Raw genomic sequence first — 22,078 nt, 5'->3', positions numbered from 1 at the left:
TGAAGCTTTCTGACTGGATTTTTTAGGCATGAGCTATGGTTATGAATAGGTGAGTTAATTTACTCTTAATTGTTAGTCAAGTTAATTAGATATCTCTATAAGTACATCAACTTCCGAATAAAATGAGAGAAGGGGGTAATATCATTAAAATGCAATAAATAAGCATTAGACTTTAGCTTAAAATATAATCACATAGGTGTGATATGGAACAGCCCTGCACCTCAGCGTTATCGAAAAAAATGTCTGCACTTCAAAATATTAGCTTTGACTTAAAACAGTTGCGACAGCAAAAAACAAAAATGACCCTGCCTTTGGAAGAGTTGACTCGTCCTCGTCTCAAAATAGCCATTGTGACTGAAACCTGGTCTCCTGAAATCAATGGGGTTGCCCATGCTTTATTGCAACTGTGTAAAGGATTACAAAAACAGGGGCATAAGATTTTATTAATTCGTCCGGAACAACGACAAGCCTATAACGATTTTAAGCCGCATAGCGAATGTCTAGTTAAAGCGCATTGCATTCCTAAATATAGTAATTTGCAGTTTGGTAGGCCGCAATTTTTAAAAATCCATCAAGCTGTTGAAACTTTTACACCCGATATTATCCATGTCGTGACCGAAGGTCCTTTGGGTCTGGTAGCTCAACAGCTTGCAAAATTCCATAAAATTCCGGTTTCTAGCGGTTTTCACTCGTCATTTCAGGAATTTAGTCGATTTTTTGATTTGGCTTTTTTACTGAAGCCAATTCAAGGCTATTTAAAGTGGTTTCATAATAATACTGATTTGACCTGTGTTCCGAGTCGAGGCACGGCTCAAGCCTTAAATCAGTTTGGTGTGACTTGTCCCTTGGCAGTTGTGGGCAGAGGCGTCGATCCAGATACATTTTCACCAAAGTGGCGATCACCAGATTTGCGCTATGCTTGGGGAGTTTCAAACGAGACCCGGGTGATGTTGTATGTCGGACGGCTTTCCCCTGAAAAGGAAATTGACGTGCTGATCAAAACCTATTTTGTGCTGCGCCAAGTTCGTCAGCAAGATATACGTTTGGTGGTGGTTGGAGATGGGCCGGATCGCACTCGACTGCAACAACTGAATCAGGATGGCAGTATTGTTTTTACCGGTAGCTTGACAGGAGAAAAACTGTCAGCGGCGTATGCCAGTGCAGATGTCTTCTGTTTTGCCAGTCAGGTTGAAACCTTTGGAAATGTGGTATTGGAAGCGATGGCCAGTGGCTTGCCAGTGATTGCTTATGATTATGCTTGTGCAAACTTGCATGTGCAGCATGGTGAAACGGGATGGTTGAGTAGACTTGGACATCAGCAGGGGTTGATCCAGCAGATGCTCGGATTTCCTGATCAGCAAAAATTGCAGCAGATGGGTGCGCAAGCACGTAAAAAAGCCGAAAAAGTAGGCTGGCAATATCCGGTCCGGCAATTTGAACAGGCACTGTATTCACTGGTACAGCAACAGGAATACAGGATATAAAACAAGAAAGGAGCACCAGTGTGAAACTCCAGAATGTAAAGATTAAATTTTTAGAAATCGATTTGAAAGGCTGTGTTTATCTGAATCATTTTTCGCATTCAGTCCGTATTGCCACTTTTTTTAAAATGATTAGCCGCTTAGGAAATGGTGCATTTTGGTATTTCATGCTGATATTGGTTTGGATCATGCAAGGCTTGATCTATACCGTGCAGATTGTTTATCTGATTTTGGGAAGCACTATTGGTACCATTATTTACAAGGTGCTTAAAATCAAAACCGTACGGCCACGTCCTTATCAGGTGCATCAGGTGATCCGTTTGGGTGAGCATCCACTGGATCATTTCAGTTTTCCTTCGGGACATACCTTGCATGCCGTCATGGCAACCACCGTTTTAGGTTATGTCGCACCTTTATTACTCATGCTGATGTTGCCTTTTACGATTCTGGTCGCAGTGTCCCGAATGGTGTTGGGATTACATTATCCAAGTGATGTGGCAGTTGGCGCAATTCTGGGTGGCATGATGGCAATTGCCATTGTCCTGACCGCACCTTATCTGAATATTGTGCTGTAAAAATAAGTGAAAGCCGGAGCAAAGGCTCGCAGATTTTCACAGATTTGTTAAAGTACAGCATCAAAGCAATTATGGTGAGAAATAGAGATGGGTTTACGTTGGACTGACACTCTCGATATCGCGATTGAACTCTATGAAGCGCATCCAGATGTGGACCCGCAGTGGATTCGTTTTACTGATTTACATGCCTGGGTATGTGCTTTGCCTGAATTTGAAGATGATCCAACCAAGTCGACTGAAGGTCTGCTTGAAGCGATTCAAATGGCATGGATTGATGAGGCACGCTAAGCCCTCATCTTAAAAAAGCATTTTTTTACAGATGAAAAGCAGAAAAATGCGCATTATCTCGGTATAATGCGCCAAATTTTCATGTCAACAATTGACTTAAGGAGCCTATCATGGCTATCGAACGTACTTTATCTATCGTTAAACCAGACGCAGTTGCTAAAAACCACATCGGCGACATCTTTGCTCGTTTCGAGAAAGCTGGTCTTCAAATTGTTGCAACTAAAATGAAACATTTGACTCAAGCTGAAGCTGAAGGCTTCTATGCTGAGCACAAAGAACGTGGTTTCTTTGCTGACCTAGTTGCATTCATGACTTCTGGTCCAGTGGTTGTTTCAGTTCTTGAAGGCGAAAATGCTGTTCTTGCTCACCGTGACATCCTTGGCGCGACGAATCCTAAAGAAGCTGCTCCTGGTACTATCCGTGCAGATTTCGCTGTAAGCATTGATGAAAACGCTGCTCACGGTTCTGACTCTGTAGCATCTGCTGATCGTGAAGTTAACTACTTCTTCGCTCAAACTGAGATTGCTCCACGTACTCGTTAATTCGCAGTATTCAAGCCAGATAAGTGTTATTATACTTATCTGGTTTTTTTATTCTCTGAATAATTCTTTGCTCACATATTGAGCTTCTCCTTTCATCTTTAGACATGGTTTAGGTAATACACATGAGTACTGAAGCAGTCGCTGTATCAGCAGTTTCTGAGCCACAGCAACACACTCCATCCGCTCCAGCACAGGCAAATACTGTCGAGAAAGTGAATTTACTTGGCATGTCACGTCCGCAAATGGAAAAATTCTTTGAGGACATGGGTGAGAAGAAGTTTCGTGCCGGGCAGGTGATGAAATGGATTCACCAATTTTTTGTGACTGATTTTGCTGAAATGACCAATATTTCCGGCAAACTACGTGAAAAACTGGAAAAGATTTGTGAAATTAAAGCACCGGAAGTAGTGCATAAAAACTATTCCAAAGATGGAACCCGTAAATGGGTATTCCGTGTTGGTGATGGCGAAGGTTCTCTTGTTGAAACGGTACTGATTCCTGCTGAACATCGCAGTGGTTTACGTCGTACTTTGTGTATTTCTTCACAAGTGGGCTGTGCACTGGACTGTTCATTCTGTTCGACGGGTAAACAGGGTTTTCAGCGCGATTTGACCCAAGCCGAAATTATCGGTCAGCTCTGGATGGCGAACTATTCCTATATGGAAGATGTGCCTGTACTTGAGCGTGAACGTTCAGTCACGAACGTGGTGATGATGGGCATGGGCGAGCCATTGCTCAACTACGATGCAGTATTGAATTCAATGCGCATTATGCTGGATGACTTTGCATACGGCATGTCAAAACGTCGTGTGACTTTATCGACTTCTGGTGTAGTGCCGAAAATCGATCAGATGGTCAAAGATATTGACGTGGCGCTAGCTATTTCATTGCATGCGCCAAATGATGAACTGCGTAACGAGCTGGTGCCGATCAATAAAAAATATCCGCTTGAGCAGCTGATTGATGCATGTCAGCGTTACATTGCCAAAGACGGGAATGAAAGTTCACGTAAACATGTGACGATTGAATATGTGATGTTAGATGGCGTGAATGACCATCCTGAACATGCTCAGCAAATGATTAAGCTATTGAAGAATTTGCCAAGCAAGATTAATTTGATTCCTTTTAATCCGTTCCCGCATGCGCCATATGGCCGCTCAAGCCGCAACCGGATTATTTCTTTCCAAAAAACTTTGTCTGATGCCGGTTTTGTGTGTACGATTCGTCAGACACGCGGTGATGACATTGATGCCGCGTGCGGACAGTTAGTCGGACAAGTTGCTGACCGCACCCGTCGTGCGGAACAGTGGAAAAAGAAAATTGCGCAATCGAATGAGATCATGCGCTCACAAGGATAATAAGAGGTCGCCAGTTGAGAAATCTAACATCTAAGTTTGCTTTGATTTCAACAGTATGTGTGTCTTTGGTTTTAGTCGCGTGTCAGACGCCAGATCTGGGTCAGAAAGACCCTGAAAAGGCCACCAAAGTCCGTACCCAATTGGCGGTAGAATATTTGAGAACAGGTGACCTGGATGCAGCTAAACGTGCGCTGGATCAGGCACTTGAAAGCAGTCCGCGTGATTCTCAAGCGAATATGATGATGGGCGTGCTATTGCAGCAGGAAGGTAGCAAGCTTAATCTCGAAAAAGCAGATCATTATTTCAAGCGTGCGATTTCGGCAGATCCGAAAAATGCACAGGCGCGAAATAATTACGGCACTTATTTATATCAGCTTGAACGCTATAATGATGCGATCGAGCAGTTTCAAATTGCTGGTGCCACGTTGGGTTATGATCAGCGATTCCGTGCATTGGAAAATATGGGGCGGATTTACCTGAAACTGGGTGATACAGCAAATGCTGAAAAATCATTCAAACAGGCGCTGCAAGCCAATCGCGATTCTTATATTTCAATGTTAGAGTTGGCAGAAATATTTTATTTGAACCAGCAGTTCCCGGCGGCGACACAAATGTATCAACAGTTTGTGCGTGGTGTGGGACAGAAAAATCAGGGTGCCCGTGCGCTCTGGGTCGGCATTCGCACTGCGCGTGCCGGGGGTGATCAGTTGGGTATGCAGGTATTGGTCAACCAGTTACGTGCACTTTTTCCTGAAAGCCAGGAATACCAACGTTATTTGCAATTACAGTACAGTACTGAGGCCGTATGGAAGTAAATCCTAATTCACCATCGAATCATTCGAGCGTAGCTCCAAATGCGTTAGGAAATATTCAACGTCCGGGCGAGTACTTGCGCCAGATTCGTATCAATCAGCAGCGCAATCTGGAAGATGTAGCGAAAGAGCTGAACATCCCGGTCAAAACCCTGACTGCACTGGAACAGGACGAATATAAGTCTTTGCCTGAAGCGACCTTTATCAAAGGTTATTACCGGACTTATGCCAAATTTCTGGGTGTAGATGCGTCTAGTATTATTCAGCGTTTTGATGAAATTTATACCAATGATACCGGGCTGCTGCCGAACCATGCCCTGAACAATTCTCCAATTAAAATTATGGGGAAATTACCAGGTTCCAAGCGTGACCGTAATCGTAAGTGGTTAAAGCGCATTTTTATTACGCTGGTACTTTTGCTGATTTTGGGCGCACTGTTTGCCATGATTCAGAACTGGTCGAGTAGTAATTCCCAAAATAGCAGTGAAGTCTCTGGAGTAGGCGCTTCTAATGTCGAGATTCTGAATCTGGATACAGGTGCCGCACTTTCCGGTGATCAGCTGAAGCTTGATTTTAACCGTCCGACTTCGGTGCATATTGTCGACTCGGCGGGTAATGTTCTGGCAACTGGCCGTCAGGCATCGAGCTTGCAACTGAATGGTGAAGCGCCATTCCAGATTCGTCTGGATGATGCATCGGCTGTATCACTCAGTTTAAATAATGAAAATATTTCATTGTCACCCTACACTGTGAACGGAAAAGCAGAATTCCGTTTATCACCTTAACAGATCAAGAGTAGAGCAGAACGATGATCGTAAATCCAATTAAACGTCGTCCAACACGTAAAATTCGTGTGGGTTCAGTTTATGTGGGTGGTGATGCACCAATCAGTATCCAGTCGATGACCAATACTGAAACCTGTGATGTAGCAGCTACGGTTGCTCAGATCCAGCGCTGCGTCGATGCAGGCGCGGACATCATGCGGGTTTCTGTGCCTACCATGGAAGCGGCGGCGGCATTTGGTGAAATTCGCAAGCAGGTCAATGTACCTTTGGTGGCGGATATTCACTTCGATTATAAAATTGCTTTGGCAGTTGCCGATTTGGGTGCAGACTGCCTGCGGATTAACCCGGGCAATATCGGTTCGGAAGCGAAAATCCGTGAAGTGGTGGCCGCGGCACGTCATAACGACATTTCCATGCGGATCGGTGTCAATGCCGGCTCCCTGGAAAAAGATATTCAAAAGAAATATGGCGAGCCGACTGGTCAAGCACTGCTTGAATCTGCAATGCGTCATATCGATATTCTAGACCGTCTGGATTTCCAGGAATTTAAAATTTCAGTCAAAGCATCGAATGTGTTTCTGACCATGGATGCGTATCGTTTGCTGTCACAGCAAATTGATAATCCGCTCCATCTGGGTGTCACAGAAGCAGGTATTTACCGTACCGGTTCGGTTAAATCTGCGATCGCTTTGGGTGGCCTGCTGATGGAAGGCATCGGGGATACCATGCGTATTTCCTTAGCTGCCGAGCCTGAAGAAGAAATTAAAATTGGTTTTGATATTCTGAAATCGCTGGGTCTGCGCTCCAACGGGATTAACTTCATTGCCTGCCCAAGCTGTTCACGTCAGGAATTTAATGTGATTTCGGTGATGCAGCAACTTGAAGAGCGTTTAGAAGATATTCGTACTCCAATGGATGTGTCCGTGATCGGGTGTAAGGTGAATGGGCCGGGCGAAGCCAAAGAAGCGGATATTGGTGTTGTAGGTGCAGCACCACGTTCACTAGTATACCGTAATGGTGAAAAGAGCCATTTAATTGACACGAATCAATTGGTTGATGAAATCGAAACCATGGTTCGTCAACGTGTTACCGAGCTTGAAGAAGCTAAATCTAAAGAAATTATTCGTACAAGTTTTCCTGAGTAGATCATGAGTTCAATCGTCGCAATCAAAGGTTTTAATGACATTCTCCCAACGCAAACCCCAGCTTGGAGACGTCTTGAACAGCATCTATCCGGTTTGATGGATGCCTATGGCTATCAACAAATTCGTTTGCCTATCGTAGAACAGACCAACTTGTTCAAACGTTCGATCGGTGATGCAACCGATATCGTTGAAAAAGAAATGTATACCTTCCTCGACAAGGGTAATCCGCCTGAATCGTTGACTTTGCGTCCTGAAGGGACGGCAGGTTGTGTACGTGCCATGCTAGAGCATAACCTGCTGCGCGGTGCGACGCCTCGCGTCTGGTATATCGGACCCATGTTCCGTTATGAAAAACCGCAAAAAGGTCGTTACCGTCAGTTTCACCAGTTTGGTGTGGAAACCTTTGGTGTGGCAACGCCAGATATGGATGCTGAACTGATTCTGATGACGGCGCGTCTGTGGAAACGTATGGGTGTGGCAGACAAGGTTCAGCTTGAGTTAAATACACTCGGTGAGTCGGATGAGCGTGCAGCATATCGTGCGGCACTGGTTGAATTTCTGGAGTCGCATAAAGCGGATATGGATGAAGATTCACAACGTCGTTTAACCACCAATCCACTGCGTATTCTAGATTCTAAAGATGCCAAAACACAAAGCATCTTGGAAAATGCACCGAAACTTCATGATTTTATGGGTGAAGAAACGCTGGCGCATTTTACCCAGCTACAACAGTACTTGACCGATGCAGGCATCAGTTTTGTGATCAATCAAAAACTGGTACGTGGTCTGGACTATTACAACAAAACTGTTTTTGAATGGACCACAACCCATTTGGGTTCACAAGGTACAGTTTGTGCCGGTGGCCGTTATGACGGTCTAGTGGGTCAACTTAAAGGAAAGGCAGATCAGTCTGTCCCTGCGGTCGGTTTTGCTATGGGGATCGAGCGTTTATTGCTTCTGCTGGAACAGGTTGAAGACAATACCCCGACACGTGATTGTGAGGTTTTCCTGGTGGCTGAACCGGCTTCTCAAGGTAAAGCTTTGGTCATTGCGGAGCAGATCCGTGATCAGCTTGAAGCAGCAGGCAGTCAGGTTCGTCTGAAAGTAGGCTCACAGGGTTCAATGAAATCGCAAATGAAAAAGGCTGATCAAGCCGGTGCTTTGTATGCGGCGATTTTGGGTGAACGTGAACTGGAAGCTCAGGCGTTTACTGTGAAAGAGCTGGCAACCGCAGAGCAATCGAATGTACCATTTACGGACTTCGTTGCATTTTTTAGTACTAAAATTTCTTCAAAATAATCGATAAAACATTAGGAAAAGGGTAATCTCATGAGCGCAATGAGTGGTGATGAACAGTTTGAAAGCTTAAAATCCTTTACGAAGAAATATGGTTCTTCGATGATTACCGGGATTTTAATTGCGCTGATTGCCTTTTTTGGATGGGAATATTGGCAGAAGAAAAACTTGGCAGAGTCGCAAATGCACACTGCCAAGGTTCAGCAGTTGATGGATGATGCGCAGGCATCGAAAGGTGATGGTTTTGCCAAGTTGTCTGAAGCTGCGGACAAGATTGTCAAGGAAGCACCTGATTCAGCTCAGGCGATTCAGACCCAGTTGGTGATGGCTAAACTGGCTTATGACAAAGAAGATTATGCTGCGGCCGAGAAAGCGCTACAGAAAGTTGAAAACTCGAAGGTAGATGATAAAGGGCTAGTTCAGGTAGTCAAACTTCGTCTGGCCTATGCACAACTGGCACAGAAAAAATATGATGCTGCATTGAAAACTTTAGAAGCAGTCACTGAGCCTGCATTTAAAGCAACTGCTGATGAAGCACGTGGCGATATTTATGTTGCCAAAAATGATATTGAAAATGCGAAAAAAGTATATCAAAGTGCATGGGATGCTTTGATTGAACGTAAAGAAGAACGTCAGATTTTACAAATTAAGCTCGAAAGCGTAGGCGTATTGGTCGATGATCCGGAAATCGAACGCCCAATTATAGAAACACAAGCGGAAGAAGCTGAATGAATAGAAAATACAAAATTACCTGTGCCTTGACTGTTTTAACGCTTGCATTGGCTGGCTGTGCGGGTAAAACCAATAAAGTTCCAGAAGTAAAACCGAATCCACTTCCAAAACTGACTCAAGCCAAAACACTGGTCCCTGTATTTTCCACCAGTGTGGCTTCGACAGATGCTGCTGATCCGTTGCGTTTGCGTCTGGATGCAGACAATGGTGTGGTCTTTGCGATTGACCCGAAAGGCGAAGTGTCTGCATTTAAAGGCAAACAGCGTCTGTGGCAGAAAAAAGTCAGCAAAGACAATTTAAGTTCTGGTGTTGAAGCTGCTGAAGGTCTTGTTGTCGTGGGTAACCAGAAAGGTCAGCTGTTTGCGCTGGATCAGCAAACCGGCGAGCAAAAATGGACTGCGCAATTGACGGGTGCTTTACTGGCACCTTCATTAATTCATGCTGGTCGTGTCATTAGTGTCAGCAATGATGGCACCGTATATGCGCATGAAATTGCGACGGGTGCACAAGTTTGGACTTATAACTTACCTAATGTACAATTCAGCCTGCGTGGTATGGCTGCACCGGTTGCATTAGATGCCCGTAATGTACTGATTGCATCTTCCAATGCTTATATCTATGCACTGGATGCCTTAAGTGGTGTGCCAAAATTACAGCGTCGTGTCGCAGTGTCGGATGGACGTTCTGATATCCAGCGTCTGGTTGATATTGACGGGGAACCGGTCGTTGCAGGCCAGTTTGTGGTGACTACCAGTTATCAAGGTCAGGTGACTGTGCTGGATTTAGCTTCACAACAGGTGGTCTGGAGTGAAGATGCCAGCAGTATCCAGCGTCCAGAAGTTGTGGGCAATGGTGTATTTGTGGCGCAAACCGATGGCAAAATCAAAGCCTTTGAAATTACCTCGGGTCAACCGCTTTGGGAAAATGACCAGTTGCTGAATCGCAAGTTAAGTAATCCGGTGATGCTAGGTACTGATCTTGTAGTCGGCGATCTGGATGGTGTCTTGCACCTGATTGATCCGCGTACCGGACAGATTACTGGTCGTTCGAAAACCTCTGGGGAAGTGCGTAGCTTACGAGTCATCGACAACCAGCTTTATGTTTCTACACGCAAGGGCGCATTAAGCATTTGGCAGAACCGTTAATTTTAACGAGCCTTATGCTAAACTAGCCACAACCGTATTTTTGTGAACGCGGGGTGATTGAAAAATCAATGCCCCGTGTTTTTATTTAGGGTATTTACCCCTTATATCTTCCTATGCTTTCTGATGTTCAGGCCACTTTGACGCCTGATATTGAATAAAGGTTACTCTATGAAACCCGTAATTGCGCTCATTGGTCGTCCGAACGTCGGAAAATCAACGCTGTTCAACCAGATTACCAAGAGCCGTGACGCATTGGTGGCAGACTTCGCAGGTCTGACACGCGACCGTAAATATGGCGATGCTACCTATCAAAATAAATCTTTCATTGTGGTCGATACCGGCGGTATTGGCGAAAATGAAGGTGGGATTGACTCCTATATGGCAGAGCAATCCAAGACTGCCATTCATGAAGCTGACATCATCATTTTTGTGGTTGATGCGCGTGCCGGATTGCTGGCATCTGATGAGCAGATTGCCCGTGAATTGCGTACTTTAGGTAAAAAAGTCTTTCTGGTGGCCAACAAGGTCGACGGCGTACATGCTGAAGCTGCCTTGGTCGAATTCTACAAACTGGGTATGGGCGAACCGCTACAAGTGGCAGCCAGCCATGGTCGTGGTGTTCAGCAGATGCTGGAAGACGTACTTGCCGATGTACCGGAAGATGAAAATCCGGAAGAACATGACAAAAACACGGGTCTGCGTTTAGCGATTATTGGTCGTCCAAACGTAGGTAAATCAACGTTGGTGAACCGCTTGCTCGGTGAAGAACGTGTGGTGGCATTTGACCAGCCGGGTACAACACGTGACTCGATTTATATTCCATTCGAGCGTGATGGCCGTCAATACACCCTGATTGATACTGCCGGGGTGCGCCGTAAAGGTAAAGTTGATGAAATGATTGAGAAATTCTCGATCGTTAAAACTTTACAGGCAATGAAAGATGCTAACGTAATTGTTGTTGTGGTTGATGCGCGTGATGGTATTGTTGAGCAGGACTTGCATTTGATTGGCTATGCACTTGAAGCGGGTCGTGCCATGGTCATTGCAGTCAATAAATGGGATAACATGACTGAATATGATCGTAAGCAATGTAAGCTCGATGTAGAGCGTCGCTTCGATTTCATTCCATGGGCCAAAGTGCATTTGATTTCTGCATTGCATGGAACGGGTGTGGGTGATCTTTATCCATCGATTCACCGTGCTTATGATTCATCTCGTTTGAAAGTGTCACCAGCAAAAATCACCCAGATTTTAAATGATGCGACAGATGCCCACCAACCGCCGATGGTTCAGGGTCGTCGTATTAAAATGCGTTATGCGCATATGGGTGGGCAGAATCCGCCAACGATCGTGATTCACGGAAACAAGGTGGATAAAACCCCTGCGGATTATCGCCGTTACCTGGAAAACGTGTTCCGTAAAGTGTACAAGCTTGAAGGTACGCCCATTAAAATCGAATTTAAAACCTCTGAAAACCCGTTTGAAGGTCGTAAGTCTCAAGTGGATGAGCGTGCAGCTGCACGTAAACGTCGTTATGTACAGAAATTCAAGAAAGCCGAGAAGAAATTTAAACGTTAATTCTATAGTTTAAATTTTTTGGATAAAAGGCCTGCGTAAAGCGGGCTTTTTTATTTTGAGAAAATAATAAATTTCTTTCCCAATAAAAGTTTAAATTCTTTTACACTCAAATCAATTGACATCTTTTTTAATGGATTCACGTGGCTCGGCTGATTCAAATACATCTGCATCAACTCTCTGATCTGACTTGTGATCAATTGTCAGACCGCAAAACCCAGATTGCCGAACGGAAACGCGAAGTGGCATTTTTGCGCAATCAGCTTTTATCCCAATCTTTTGAATTGCCAGTTAGTGATCAACAGGTGGTACGGACGAATTTTGGCAAGCCTTATTTAAACGACTATCCGGATTTCAGTTTCAATCATAGCCATAGTCAGAATTTCTACGTCCTGGCAACGAGCAGAGATGTCCAAAACTTAGGAATTGATATTGAAGAACTGAGTCGTAAGGTTCGTTTCGAAGCCTTGGCACAGCACGCCTTTCATCCCGAAGAACTCAAAACTTGGCAAACGCTGGCTTATGACCCTGAATACTGGTTTAAAGTCTGGACGATTAAAGAGGCCGTGTTAAAGGCATCAGGCTTGGGAATCCGGATCAACCTGAATGAGCTCAATACCAATATCCATCCTGAGCAAAATGGTGGGCGCTGCGAACATCCAGAGATTGGCATCTATGCCTATCAAAATTATACGCTTGCTGGCTGCATGCTCACCGTGGCCTGGCAAAGTGAGGATTCCTGCAAGGGATTGAGATTTCCTGTGATCCAGATTCATCACACTGTCTAAAACAGAATCAACCCAAATATTTTTTATTTTCTAGAAATGATCAGATTACTCAGCCGATTCACAAATTGTGGACTCATCCGCGATAAATGAAATAAAAACTGGCTTTTGAATCCGACAGGATGATGGGTGGCTTGCCAGATGGAATCTTTGAGTTCTGCCAGTTTAAGAATATCTTGTGCAACATCTTCTGCTTTTAAATGCACGCCCATCTTTTTGATGCTTTCTGCCTGCATATCTTTGACCATGGCGGTACTGACGAAAAGCGGCATAACATCCAAGACTCGAATCCCATAGGGTTGCCACTCAATATCCAGACTTTCAGTCAGGCCACGCACTGCAAACTTGCTGGTGGAATAACTGCTTAAATCGGCTTGGCCATAAATCGCCGAAGCTGAAGATAGATTGATGATGCGGGCAAATGAAGATTCTTTTAAATAAGGGAAAGCGGCATGACAGCCGTTCATGACTCCTTTAACATTAATATCCAGAGTCCGATGATGCGCCATAATATCAGTTTCTTCAAAAGGGCCTGAATATAAAATCCCGGCATTATTGACCAGAATATTGATTTTCCCCGCCCAGGCCGAAAATTCAGACAAGGCTGTTTCCCAGGAAGCATAATCGGCCACATCGAGAAAGCCGGCTTTGGCATGTTCGCCCAGTTGCTGGGCCAGCTGTTCAGCCTGTGCTGTATTGATATCATAAATACCGACTTTATAGCCGTGCTGGTAAAATAACTGGGCGGTTGCTGCCCCAATTCCTTGTGCTGCCCCACTAATCAATATACTGTGCATGTGTTTGATCTCCTTATTGTCTTTTTTTTTTGAGCATAACAAGAAACCGGCAGATTGACGCGATTATTTGGTAAAAAAAGAGGTTTTTGAAAATGGAACAACTACTTCAGGTCATGCGCGAATTACGTGAAAAATGCCCATGGGATCAGCAGCAAACTCCCGAATCGCTGACCAAATATGCGATTGAGGAAGCTTATGAAGTCGAAGCAGCAGTCCGCTCTGGAAAAGTCGACGATGTCCGCGATGAGCTGGGTGATTTGCTGTTACAGGTGGTGTTCCAGTCGCAAATGTATAGCGAGCAGGGGGCATTTGATTTTCAGGATGTGGTGCAGGCTATTACCGAGAAACTGATTCGTCGTCATCCACATGTATTTCAGGCTGAACAATTTGCAAAAATGAGTCCGGAAGATGTGTCTGAGCTATGGAAAGAAATCAAACAGCAAGAAAAGCAGGGTAAGCCGCGTTCACGCCTGGATGATATTAAACATGCACCGGCTTTGGTACAGGCCGATGAAATTCAAAAAAATGTCGCTAAAATCGGTTTTGATTTTCCTGACATGGCCAGTGCCTATGCCAAGCTGGAAGAGGAGCTGGCTGAATTAAAAGAAGCGGTAGCTGGACAAAATTCCGATGAAATACAGGAAGAATTTGGCGACTGCTTATTTTCTCTGGTGAATGTTGGTCGTAAACTTGGCATTTCCAGCGAGATGGCATTATTGGGGACGATCCATAAATTCCGGACCCGCTTTGCCTTAATAGAAGATCAGGCACAATTACAACAATTAGACCTGGAAAAGCTGTCATTGGCTGAACTTGATCAGCTGTGGGAACAGGCTAAATTAGAATTAAAACAAAGAGCGGCACATGAAAAAAATACCTTATCAAATCGGTCGAACGTGGATTAATCTTCTTCTGAGTTGCTGGCTGGGCTTTATTTTTATCGGAACAGCGCATGCGACTGCGACCGATTATATGGAATGGAAGACCCAGCAACAGCAACATGACGCCCGCCTGAAGAAAAAAACTGCCGCTACGGCTTCATCGGAAAGCAATCACTATCTGGCGAAGCCTGCATTATCGGCATCTTCCGCTGCTAATAAAATCAGTTTGAATAATGCAACAGTGGAGCAATTACAGCAGCTAAATGGTATTGGTCAAAAAAAGGCTGAAGCCATTATTGAACATCGGCAAAAAAACGGAAAATTCAAAAGCATTGAAGAGATCCAGCTGGTCAAAGGCATTGGGCCGGCATTGTTTGCCAAAAACAAGGCCAAATTGGCCTTGTAAGGCGACAGCATGGATCATGACTAGCTGATTGATTTGACTCGCAGGATTGACATAATCAAATTGCCCTTTAGGCGTGTAAGCGATATGATTAGCGTCATCTTAGAATTTTACGTTCAGACGTAGGAGACAGCGTCTTTTGCAAACTTTGCGCGCGTCAAAATGTGGTTTATCAACCGCTCAATTACCTTCTTATATTCTCGATGTGATTGATGCCTTAAACAAGGCAGGCTATGAAGCTTATATCGTGGGTGGTGGTGTTCGAGATCTGATGTTAGGTTTGAATCCTAAAGATTTCGATGCAGTTACCAATGCAACCCCGGCTCAGGTCAAGGAAGTTTTCGGACGACGTTGTCGAATTATCGGACGACGTTTCGAACTGGCGCATGTCTATTCAGGGCGGGAACTGGTTGAAGTGGCAACCTTCCGTGCACCACCAAAAAAAGCAGTGACCTCGGCCGCGGGAATGATTCTGCGTGATAACAACTGGGGCAGCATCGAGCAGGATTTTGCCCGTCGTGATTTCTCCATCAATGCAATGTATTACCAGCCACGTAAAGGCATTGTGCTGGATTTCTGCAATGCAGTGGATGATATCCATAGCAAAACCTTACGCTTACTCGGTGATCCGACTTTAAGATTTGAAGAAGATCCAGTGCGGATGCTGCGAACCCTACGTTTTGCCGCCAAGCTGAACTTTAATATTGATGAAGCGATTCTGGATGTCTTTACGCCGGAAATGACCCAGTTGCTGCGTGATGTTTCTCCACATCGACTTTATGATGAATCACAGAAACTGTTTACCATGGGACACCTGAATCGTGTCTTGCCAATGCTGATCGATTTTGGGATCTGGCAGCAGTTATTTGCAGATATCAAGCCTGAAATTACGCCATTTATGGAACGCGCTGCGAAAAATACCGATCAGCGTATTTCTATCGGCAAGACCATCAACCCGGCCTTTTTCTATGCGGTATTGTTGTGGCAGCCATTCCTCGAGCGTTGTGAATTCTATCTAAATAAAGGCGTGGTAGCCGCCGAAGCTCGTGCCCAAGCTGGTCTGGACGTGTTAAAACGTCAGGCGACTCGTACCATTATTCCACGTTTTGCGGAAACCTTTATTCGTGAAGTCTGGGAAATGCAAACCCGTTTGTTGAATCCAAAACCACAGCAAATCGAGGCCTTGTCCAGCCATGCGCGTTTCCGTGCCGGCTTTGACTTTTTGCTGCTGCGTGAAAAATCAGGCGATGCAACTGCACAAGGCATGGGCAGCTGGTGGGATGCTTACCAGCAAATGAGCGGTGACGAGAAAGAACGGGCCATTAGCCAGTATAACCGTCAGCGTGCCAAGAGCCGTCGCAAGGCGAGTCAAGAAGAACATCTGGAACAGAAATTGACCCAGCAGCAAGATCTCACCGAGATCGAACCGTTGGTAAATGAACCTGAACCACGCAATCGTCGAGTGCGCAAAGCCAAGTTTGAAGACAAGGTGAAACCTCTGTCGCATGTAGCAGCCAGTGCCAGCGGTGAAATTGGCGCAGATCATCCGATTATGAAACGTAAGCGGGTGAAACGTGATCTGAGTCAGGTGGTATTTGGGCCAACACAATGATCGTGACGTATATTGGCCTGGGCAGTAACCTGGGTGATTCACGCCAGATTCTGGCAGAAGCTGTACAGAAACTGGCGACCTTGGGGCAGGTGAAAACTTCGCATCTGTATCAAAGTCCACCGATGGGACCACAGGATCAGCCAAACTATCTGAATGCAGTGGTGCAGTTAAATACCGATCTGGCCGCTTTAAGCTTGCTAGATCGTCTGCAAGCCTTTGAGCACGACGCCGGTCGGGTACGTTTACGTCATTGGGGCGAACGTACGCTGGATCTGGACTTGCTGCTCTACGGCAATGAGCAGATTCAAAATGAACGCTTAACTGTGCCGCATGTTGGTGTATTAGAACGTGATTTTGTCCTGCTTCCACTTCTGGATATTGATCCTGAAATACAGGTTCATGGACACAGATTAAAAGACCTAGACATCGTTAAACAGTCGACCCTCGCGGTACTCGATGACAGCAACTGGGCAAATATTTAATTTTTAAGTGATGGTAGCTTCGTCAGAACTTTCAAGCATAGAGGAACATTTTCATGGTCAGTCTGAGTGATTTAAGACGCTTTAAAGCAGATGGACGCAAATTTTCATGTCTGACTTGCTATGATGCCAGTATGGCCAAAGCCATGGAAATTGCCGAAGTGGACAGCATTTTAATTGGCGATTCTCTGGGAATGTCAATTCAGGGCCGTGATTCGACTTTGCCGGTTACGGTTGCAGATATGGCTTATCATACGGCTGCGGTACGCCGTGGTAACCAGCATGCCTTTATCATGACTGACTTGCCATTTATGAGCTATGCCACCTTGAATGATGCCTTGCAAAGCTCGAAAACCGTGATGCAGGCTGGCGCGCAAATGGTCAAGATGGAAGGCGGTGCATGGTTGGCAGAAACCGTGCAAGTGCTGACCCGTAACGGTATTCCGGTGTGTGTGCATTTGGGTCTTACTCCGCAGTCGGTACATGTCTTTGGCGGTTATAAACTGCAAGCCCGTACCCGTGAAGCGGCCGATCAGCTCATTGCGGACTGTAAGGCAGTGGTCGAGGCGGGTGCTGCACTATTGCTACTTGAATGCGTACCAGCACAGCTTGGCCAGGAAATCACCGAACTGTTTCCGCAGATTCCGGTCATTGGCATTGGTGCAGGTGCAGCTACAGACGGCCAGGTGCTAGTGGTACAGGATATGTTGGGTCTGACCTTTGGCCACACTGCAAAATTTGTACGTAATTTTATGCAAGAACAATCGGGTGCGACCGCCATTCTAGATGCTTTTAAAGCTTATCATGCTGCAGTTTTAGATGGATCTTTCCCGGCACCAGAACAAACTTTTCAGGTTGAATTGTAAGATGAAAACAGAAACCACCATTCAGGGCTTAGCGGCATCATTAAATCCGGCGCGTACCAGTCGCAAGATTATTGGTTTTGTACCGACCATGGGCAATCTGCATCAGGGACATTTAAACTTGGTGCGTGAAGCGCGTAAGTTGTGTGATGTGGTGGTGGTCAGTATCTTTGTCAATCCGATCCAGTTTGGACCCAATGAAGATTTTGACAGCTATCCGCGCACGCTTGAGCAGGACCAGCAGCTTTTGGCAGAGGTCGGTTGTGACATCGTTTTTGCGCCGACGGTTGAGCAAATGTATGGTAAAAAACCGCGTCTGACCAATATCAGTGTTTCTGACATTACCAATGATTTATGTGGTTTACAGCGTCCCGGTCATTTTGATGGTGTGGCGGTGGTGGTGACTAAATTGTTTAACATCGTACAGCCGAATTACGCCTTCTTTGGCCAGAAAGATTATCAGCAATTGGCGGTCATTCGTCAGTTTGTACAAGATCTGAATATTCCACTGGAAGTAATTGGTGTGCCGATTGCCCGTGCAGAAGATGGCCTGGCTTTAAGTTCGCGCAATGGTTATTTAAGCGAAGAGCATCGTGCAATCGCACCGGTCATTTATCAAAGCTTGCAAAAGGCTGAACAGCAATTACAGGCAGGCGTGGAACTGGATACGGTATTGGCGGAGCTTCGCCAGACTTTAACCGATGCTGGATTTGTAGTGGATTATATTGAAGCCAGAACTCCAGAATTACAAAAAATTCATACGTTTAATCAAGATCTTGTGTTATTTATAGCTGCAAAGTTGGGGAATACACGTCTGATCGATAACCTGCAGGTTAAATACACTGCCGGCTAAGATGAAAGGGTAGCATGCATGAAGCGCATTTTAATCGTCACGGGACAATCTGGTTCGGGGAAATCATCTGCATTACAGGTGCTTGAAGATCTGGGTTATTACTGTATTGATAATCTGCCTTTGGCATTGCTTCCCGAAATCGTGGCCAAACTGGACAGTGAAAATAATCTGGAACAGTTGGCGCTGGGCGTCGATGTGCGCAGTACCCGGGCAGATTTACAAGAATTTGATCATGTATTTGAGCAGCTGCAACAGCATGGTTCGGTCGATATTATCTATCTGACCACGCAGGATCAGGAGCTGATTGCCCGCTTTAGTGCTTCGCGTCGGCCGCATCCTCTGGCGTCACGCTTTAAAAGTCTGAATCAATGCATTCAGGAAGAAAAAATCCTGTTGATGCCGATTCAGTTGCGTTCTACAGTTCATATCGATACTACCGATAAAAGCGTACATGACCTGAAACATACCTTATTGTCCAAGCTGGGACAGGCCGATAACCTGATCCTGATTCTGCAATCCTTTGGTTATAAGCATGGCATTCCACTGGATGCCGATTATGTCTTTGATGTCCGGCATTTGCCAAATCCGCATTGGGAACTGGAACTGCGCAAATTTTCAGGGCTAGATCAGCCGGTGCAGGCGTTTTTACAAAAGAGCGATCAGGTCGAGGACATGTTCAATGATCTGTATCATTTTCTGGACAAGTGGTTGCCGACCTTTGCCGAAGGGCATCGTCATTATATGACCGTGTCGATAGGTTGTACCGGTGGTCAGCATCGTTCTGTTTATATTGTGGATAGACTAAAAAAAGCCCTTGAGGCAAAATGGTCTATTCAAGTCCTCCATCGAGAAATGAAGCACTGGTCATGATTGATACGACAGTTGACGTAATTAATAAATTGGGTTTACATGCACGCGCATCTGGTAAACTGATAGAAGTTACCACCAAATTTCGTTCCAGTATTCGGATTGGCAAGGCTGACAAATTGGTAGATGCCAAAAATATCATGTCATTGCTCATGCTTGGTGCAGGCAAAGGAACAACTTTACGCTTAGTGATTGAAGGAGCAGACGAGGACAAAGCCTTATCTGAAATTCAGGCACTATTTGCAGCAAAATTTTATGAGGCAGATTAATCGTGGCACGTCGACCGAACAGTTTAACTGAAGAAGATTTTGATTCTTTAGAGGGACGCGCAAGTAAGACCGAACAGAAAAAAGCAGTCCAGCGTATGGCTGCTTTAGGTGCGCAGCTTGCAGAGCTGAGCGCTAAACAAATTAAAAACCTACCCGTAGATGAGCGTTTGATTGACGCCTTACTTGATGTGCAGGCAATTAGTTCGCATGAAGCACGTCGCCGTCAATTTTCACGGATTGGTAAATTATTACGCAATGAAAATGAAACGGTAATTTTGTCTTATTTAACACCTAAACAAGGTCTTAAAAAGACAGCTCAATTACAGCGTTGGGTGGATCGAATTGTCAAAGATGGTGATCCAGCCATCAATGAATTTACCAAAACCTATAATGCGACAGAGCGTCATACCTTACGTCAACATTATCTTCGGGTACACCGTGATTTAAAGAATCAAGCACCTGAAGAAGAAGTGAATGCTTCTAAATTAAAGCTGTTTAACTATGTACAGCAAGTGGCGTTGATTTCTGACAATTAAGCAGCCATGTAAAAAGGCGGTCTTTTTTAGGCCGCTTTTTTATAGCTGTTTTGAACTGATTGGTTTGACTTGGACATGCATAGTCTATAAGTGGTCTATCTTAATATTACTATTCCAGCTTCTAAAACTGCATTGATGATAAAAAATACAAAATTTCTGCAATTAATTTGTTAATGAATGTAAAATCTTTACAATTCTCAGTGGCTTTTTTGGCCTGTTTTTAGTCAATATCCTGATATTTAAATATTTCGTAGACTGGAATTGTTAAGATAGTTTTAAAAATTAAAAAATAATTCTGAGTGTTATTAGATAGATGAGACCTGATATAAAATTTCTTTTTAATCATAAGGTCAAGTTATATAATTGAAAAATCATTAGCTTTTACTCCAAATAGAGTAAAAAGCTATAGTGGGTATTTTTTAGTCAATAGTGTGTTACAGTAAATACAAATAAACATGCTTATTTTAGGTGAGATATATTAATTTCAAATACTTATGTAGGTTTTTTTCGAATAGTAAATTTTCAAGTTATTCTTAATCAATTAAATATCAGTGCTTTGCGGTTAAGAATGTATCTGGATAGAAACAGGTTAACAAATCCTTTAACCTATAGGTGAGTTTTCATCGTTGAGTAAATATAGAATCTTTGTTATTGATTGTATGAATTTGGTCGGCAGTGTTTTCTATATTCCATAAACATTCAGAGAGGCAGACATGGAACTAAAACTGCTAGAGGTCGGTCAGAATACGGAGCAATTAAGCTCGTGCCGTATATCTCTCATTTTAGGTGTCTATACCTCCAATAACCTATTAGACACCTTTTGTAAGATCGCCCGTAAAGTTTTAAACGTTAAAACCAGCATTATTCGCTTCCACACGGAGCCCTATATCTGGTACAGCTGTCCGCGCGGTTTCCGGGCTTTGCACGCCCCGCAGGACGTGAATCTGCCTACGTATCTGCAACACGCAGATGTCATCGACCAGATGCATCCTGCTTATACAGAACTGTCAAATTATGTGAAAGATCTCGGTGTAGCGCATCAGAGATTGGTCGCCTTTAATTTAAAATCAAGTAGCGGTGTGTCTTTTGGACAGGTCATTTTCTTTGATGATCAGACCGAACTGTTCGATCAGGACGATATTGCCACCATCAAACAATTTGCTGAAAGTTTAGTGATTCGAATTCAGCTCAATCAAGAACATACTGAACTGAAAGAATTATATGAACAGCAATGCGCACTCAACTTCAGTAAAACCAAATTTTTCCAGATTATTGCGCATGACTTGCGTGCACCATTTCATGGTTTACTGGGCTTTTCCGAAGTGCTAGCGCAGGAGCGTGACACTCTGGACGAATCCAGTATCCAGAGCATCGCGGATTATTTATATGATAATGCACAATCGACCTATAACCTGCTGGAAAGCCTGCTGACTTGGGCGATGGCAGAGGGTGGACGCTTTATTTATCATCCGATTAATTATGAATTGAAACAATCCAGTAATATTGTGTGCAGTGTGCTGAAAAGTCTGGCCTTAAATAAAAAAATTGAACTGGTTGATAATATTCCTGAAGACATCAAGGTACATGCGGATATCAACATGATTACCTCTGTCTTGCAAAACCTGGTGTCGAATGCGCTTAAATTTACCCCGGTGAATCAAGGCGGTAAAGTGATTTTAGCTGCAGAGATGGAAGGCGAGCAGGTCAAGATTACGATTCAGGATACTGGCCTGGGCATGACCGAAGAACAGATGCAGAATCTGTTTAAACCGACTTTGGGTGTGAGTGTCAGAGGCACAGCTGAAGAGAAAGGGGTAGGTTTGGGTCTGGTACTCTGCAAGCGCTTTATTGACCTGAACCATGGTCAAATTGCTGTAGATTCCAAAGAGGGCCGTGGTACGACCTTTACTGTGCATTTGCCGATGGTTACCAATGATCATCAGGCGCTAGTGCTTGAAGATGTACATGCCGAGCAATCTTAAAAGGTAAATTTCAAACT

Annotated in this window: 24 protein-coding genes; 23 read left to right on the top strand and 1 reads right to left on the bottom strand. The window is 44.5% G+C overall.

Annotated elements, in window-relative coordinates; all coding sequences use genetic code 11:
- The first annotated feature begins 203 nt into the window (after positions 1-203).
- The 13 genes from NI469_RS06040 to NI469_RS05980 all read left to right on the top strand — a co-directional run bounded on the left by NI469_RS06040 (position 204) and on the right by NI469_RS05980 (position 12,522).
- Positions 204-1,484 carry a glycosyltransferase family 4 protein gene (locus NI469_RS06040; RefSeq protein WP_253174604.1) on the top strand — a complete coding sequence of 427 codons (1,281 nt, stop codon included), beginning with the start codon at positions 204-206 and terminating at the stop codon, positions 1,482-1,484.
- A 20-nt stretch (positions 1,485-1,504) separates the two neighbouring features.
- Positions 1,505-2,056 (top strand): phosphatase PAP2 family protein, encoded by a 552-nt coding sequence (locus NI469_RS06035; protein WP_005107877.1) that lies wholly within the window; start codon positions 1,505-1,507, stop codon positions 2,054-2,056.
- An 87-nt stretch (positions 2,057-2,143) separates the two neighbouring features.
- Positions 2,144-2,344 (top strand): Fe-S cluster assembly protein IscX, encoded by a 201-nt coding sequence (gene iscX, locus NI469_RS06030; protein WP_004278360.1) that lies wholly within the window; start codon positions 2,144-2,146, stop codon positions 2,342-2,344.
- Positions 2,345-2,454: 110 nt separating this feature from the next.
- Complete coding sequence (ndk, locus tag NI469_RS06025) at positions 2,455-2,886, top strand: nucleoside-diphosphate kinase (protein ID WP_004647460.1); 432 nt, start codon at positions 2,455-2,457, stop codon at positions 2,884-2,886.
- Between the two features lie 122 nt (positions 2,887-3,008).
- Positions 3,009-4,244 carry a dual-specificity RNA methyltransferase RlmN gene (gene rlmN / locus NI469_RS06020; RefSeq protein WP_253146958.1) on the top strand — a complete coding sequence of 412 codons (1,236 nt, stop codon included), beginning with the start codon at positions 3,009-3,011 and terminating at the stop codon, positions 4,242-4,244.
- Positions 4,245-4,258: 14 nt separating this feature from the next.
- Positions 4,259-5,059, top strand: a complete 801-nt coding sequence (gene pilW / locus NI469_RS06015; RefSeq protein ID WP_005103248.1) for a type IV pilus biogenesis/stability protein PilW — start codon at positions 4,259-4,261, stop codon at positions 5,057-5,059.
- Complete coding sequence (locus NI469_RS06010; protein ID WP_004647463.1) at positions 5,050-5,841, top strand: helix-turn-helix domain-containing protein; 792 nt, start codon at positions 5,050-5,052, stop codon at positions 5,839-5,841. The genes pilW and NI469_RS06010 overlap by 10 nt, the downstream gene beginning before the upstream one ends.
- A 23-nt stretch (positions 5,842-5,864) precedes the next feature.
- A complete protein-coding gene (gene ispG / locus NI469_RS06005; RefSeq protein ID WP_004278355.1) occupies positions 5,865-6,986 on the top strand; it encodes a flavodoxin-dependent (E)-4-hydroxy-3-methylbut-2-enyl-diphosphate synthase in 1,122 nt (373 codons plus the stop codon).
- A 3-nt stretch (positions 6,987-6,989) separates the two neighbouring features.
- Positions 6,990-8,285, top strand: coding sequence for a histidine--tRNA ligase (gene hisS / locus NI469_RS06000; RefSeq protein ID WP_085064517.1), 1,296 nt, complete (start codon positions 6,990-6,992; stop codon positions 8,283-8,285).
- Positions 8,286-8,315: 30 nt separating this feature from the next.
- Complete coding sequence (locus NI469_RS05995) at positions 8,316-9,014, top strand: YfgM family protein (RefSeq protein ID WP_004278352.1); 699 nt, start codon at positions 8,316-8,318, stop codon at positions 9,012-9,014.
- Positions 9,011-10,159 carry an outer membrane protein assembly factor BamB gene (bamB, locus tag NI469_RS05990; RefSeq protein ID WP_004733039.1) on the top strand — a complete coding sequence of 383 codons (1,149 nt, stop codon included), beginning with the start codon at positions 9,011-9,013 and terminating at the stop codon, positions 10,157-10,159. Before NI469_RS05995 ends, bamB begins: the two co-directional genes overlap by 4 nt.
- 168 nt (positions 10,160-10,327) lie before the next feature.
- Entirely contained in the window at positions 10,328-11,737 is a 1,410-nt protein-coding gene (gene der / locus NI469_RS05985) for a ribosome biogenesis GTPase Der (protein ID WP_004278348.1), read from the top strand.
- 140 nt (positions 11,738-11,877) lie between these two features.
- Positions 11,878-12,522 (top strand): 4'-phosphopantetheinyl transferase family protein, encoded by a 645-nt coding sequence (locus NI469_RS05980; protein WP_253173469.1) that lies wholly within the window; start codon positions 11,878-11,880, stop codon positions 12,520-12,522.
- Between the two features lie 23 nt (positions 12,523-12,545).
- On the opposite strand, the gene NI469_RS05975 is transcribed toward NI469_RS05980, so the two are convergent.
- Positions 12,546-13,316, bottom strand: coding sequence for an SDR family oxidoreductase (locus NI469_RS05975; RefSeq protein ID WP_071850426.1), 771 nt, complete (start codon positions 13,314-13,316; stop codon positions 12,546-12,548).
- Between the two features lie 92 nt (positions 13,317-13,408).
- Here NI469_RS05975 and mazG point away from each other — a divergent pair, with 92 nt between their 5' ends.
- The 10 genes from mazG (at position 13,409) to NI469_RS05925 (ending at position 22,061) form a co-directional block, all read left to right on the top strand.
- A complete protein-coding gene (gene mazG / locus NI469_RS05970) occupies positions 13,409-14,221 on the top strand; it encodes a nucleoside triphosphate pyrophosphohydrolase (RefSeq protein WP_071850425.1) in 813 nt (270 codons plus the stop codon).
- The gene (locus NI469_RS05965; protein ID WP_071850424.1) at positions 14,181-14,603 is read left to right on the top strand and encodes a ComEA family DNA-binding protein; all 423 of its coding nucleotides are present in this window, start codon (positions 14,181-14,183) and stop codon (positions 14,601-14,603) included. The genes mazG and NI469_RS05965 overlap by 41 nt, the downstream gene beginning before the upstream one ends.
- A 136-nt stretch (positions 14,604-14,739) precedes the next feature.
- Complete coding sequence (pcnB, locus tag NI469_RS05960) at positions 14,740-16,212, top strand: polynucleotide adenylyltransferase PcnB (RefSeq protein ID WP_044109978.1); 1,473 nt, start codon at positions 14,740-14,742, stop codon at positions 16,210-16,212.
- Positions 16,209-16,694, top strand: a complete 486-nt coding sequence (gene folK / locus NI469_RS05955; RefSeq protein WP_253173468.1) for a 2-amino-4-hydroxy-6-hydroxymethyldihydropteridine diphosphokinase — start codon at positions 16,209-16,211, stop codon at positions 16,692-16,694. Before pcnB ends, folK begins: the two co-directional genes overlap by 4 nt.
- Positions 16,695-16,747: 53 nt before the next feature.
- Positions 16,748-17,557 (top strand): 3-methyl-2-oxobutanoate hydroxymethyltransferase, encoded by an 810-nt coding sequence (gene panB, locus NI469_RS05950; protein WP_004278337.1) that lies wholly within the window; start codon positions 16,748-16,750, stop codon positions 17,555-17,557.
- 1 nt (position 17,558) lies between these two features.
- Positions 17,559-18,407: a pantoate--beta-alanine ligase gene (gene panC / locus NI469_RS05945; protein WP_004647479.1), complete on the top strand. Its 849-nt coding sequence runs from the start codon at positions 17,559-17,561 to the stop codon at positions 18,405-18,407.
- An 18-nt stretch (positions 18,408-18,425) separates the two neighbouring features.
- On the top strand, positions 18,426-19,277 hold the full coding sequence (gene rapZ, locus NI469_RS05940; protein WP_004278335.1) for an RNase adapter RapZ: 852 nt from the start codon (positions 18,426-18,428) through the stop codon (positions 19,275-19,277).
- Entirely contained in the window at positions 19,274-19,543 is a 270-nt protein-coding gene (locus tag NI469_RS05935; RefSeq protein WP_016806787.1) for an HPr family phosphocarrier protein, read from the top strand. Before rapZ ends, NI469_RS05935 begins: the two co-directional genes overlap by 4 nt.
- A gap of 2 nt (positions 19,544-19,545) precedes the next feature.
- Positions 19,546-20,079 (top strand): ribosome biogenesis factor YjgA, encoded by a 534-nt coding sequence (gene yjgA, locus NI469_RS05930; RefSeq protein WP_004278333.1) that lies wholly within the window; start codon positions 19,546-19,548, stop codon positions 20,077-20,079.
- 713 nt (positions 20,080-20,792) lie between these two features.
- Entirely contained in the window at positions 20,793-22,061 is a 1,269-nt protein-coding gene (locus NI469_RS05925) for a sensor histidine kinase (protein WP_253174603.1), read from the top strand.
- Positions 22,062-22,078 lie beyond the last annotated feature (17 nt).

Origin of the sequence: Acinetobacter lwoffii, assembly GCF_024129735.1 — a bacterium.
Lineage (GTDB): Bacteria > Pseudomonadota > Gammaproteobacteria > Pseudomonadales > Moraxellaceae > Acinetobacter > Acinetobacter lwoffii_H.
Note: the sequence above shows the minus strand (reverse complement) of the source record. Positions and strands in the feature narration are given on the sequence as shown.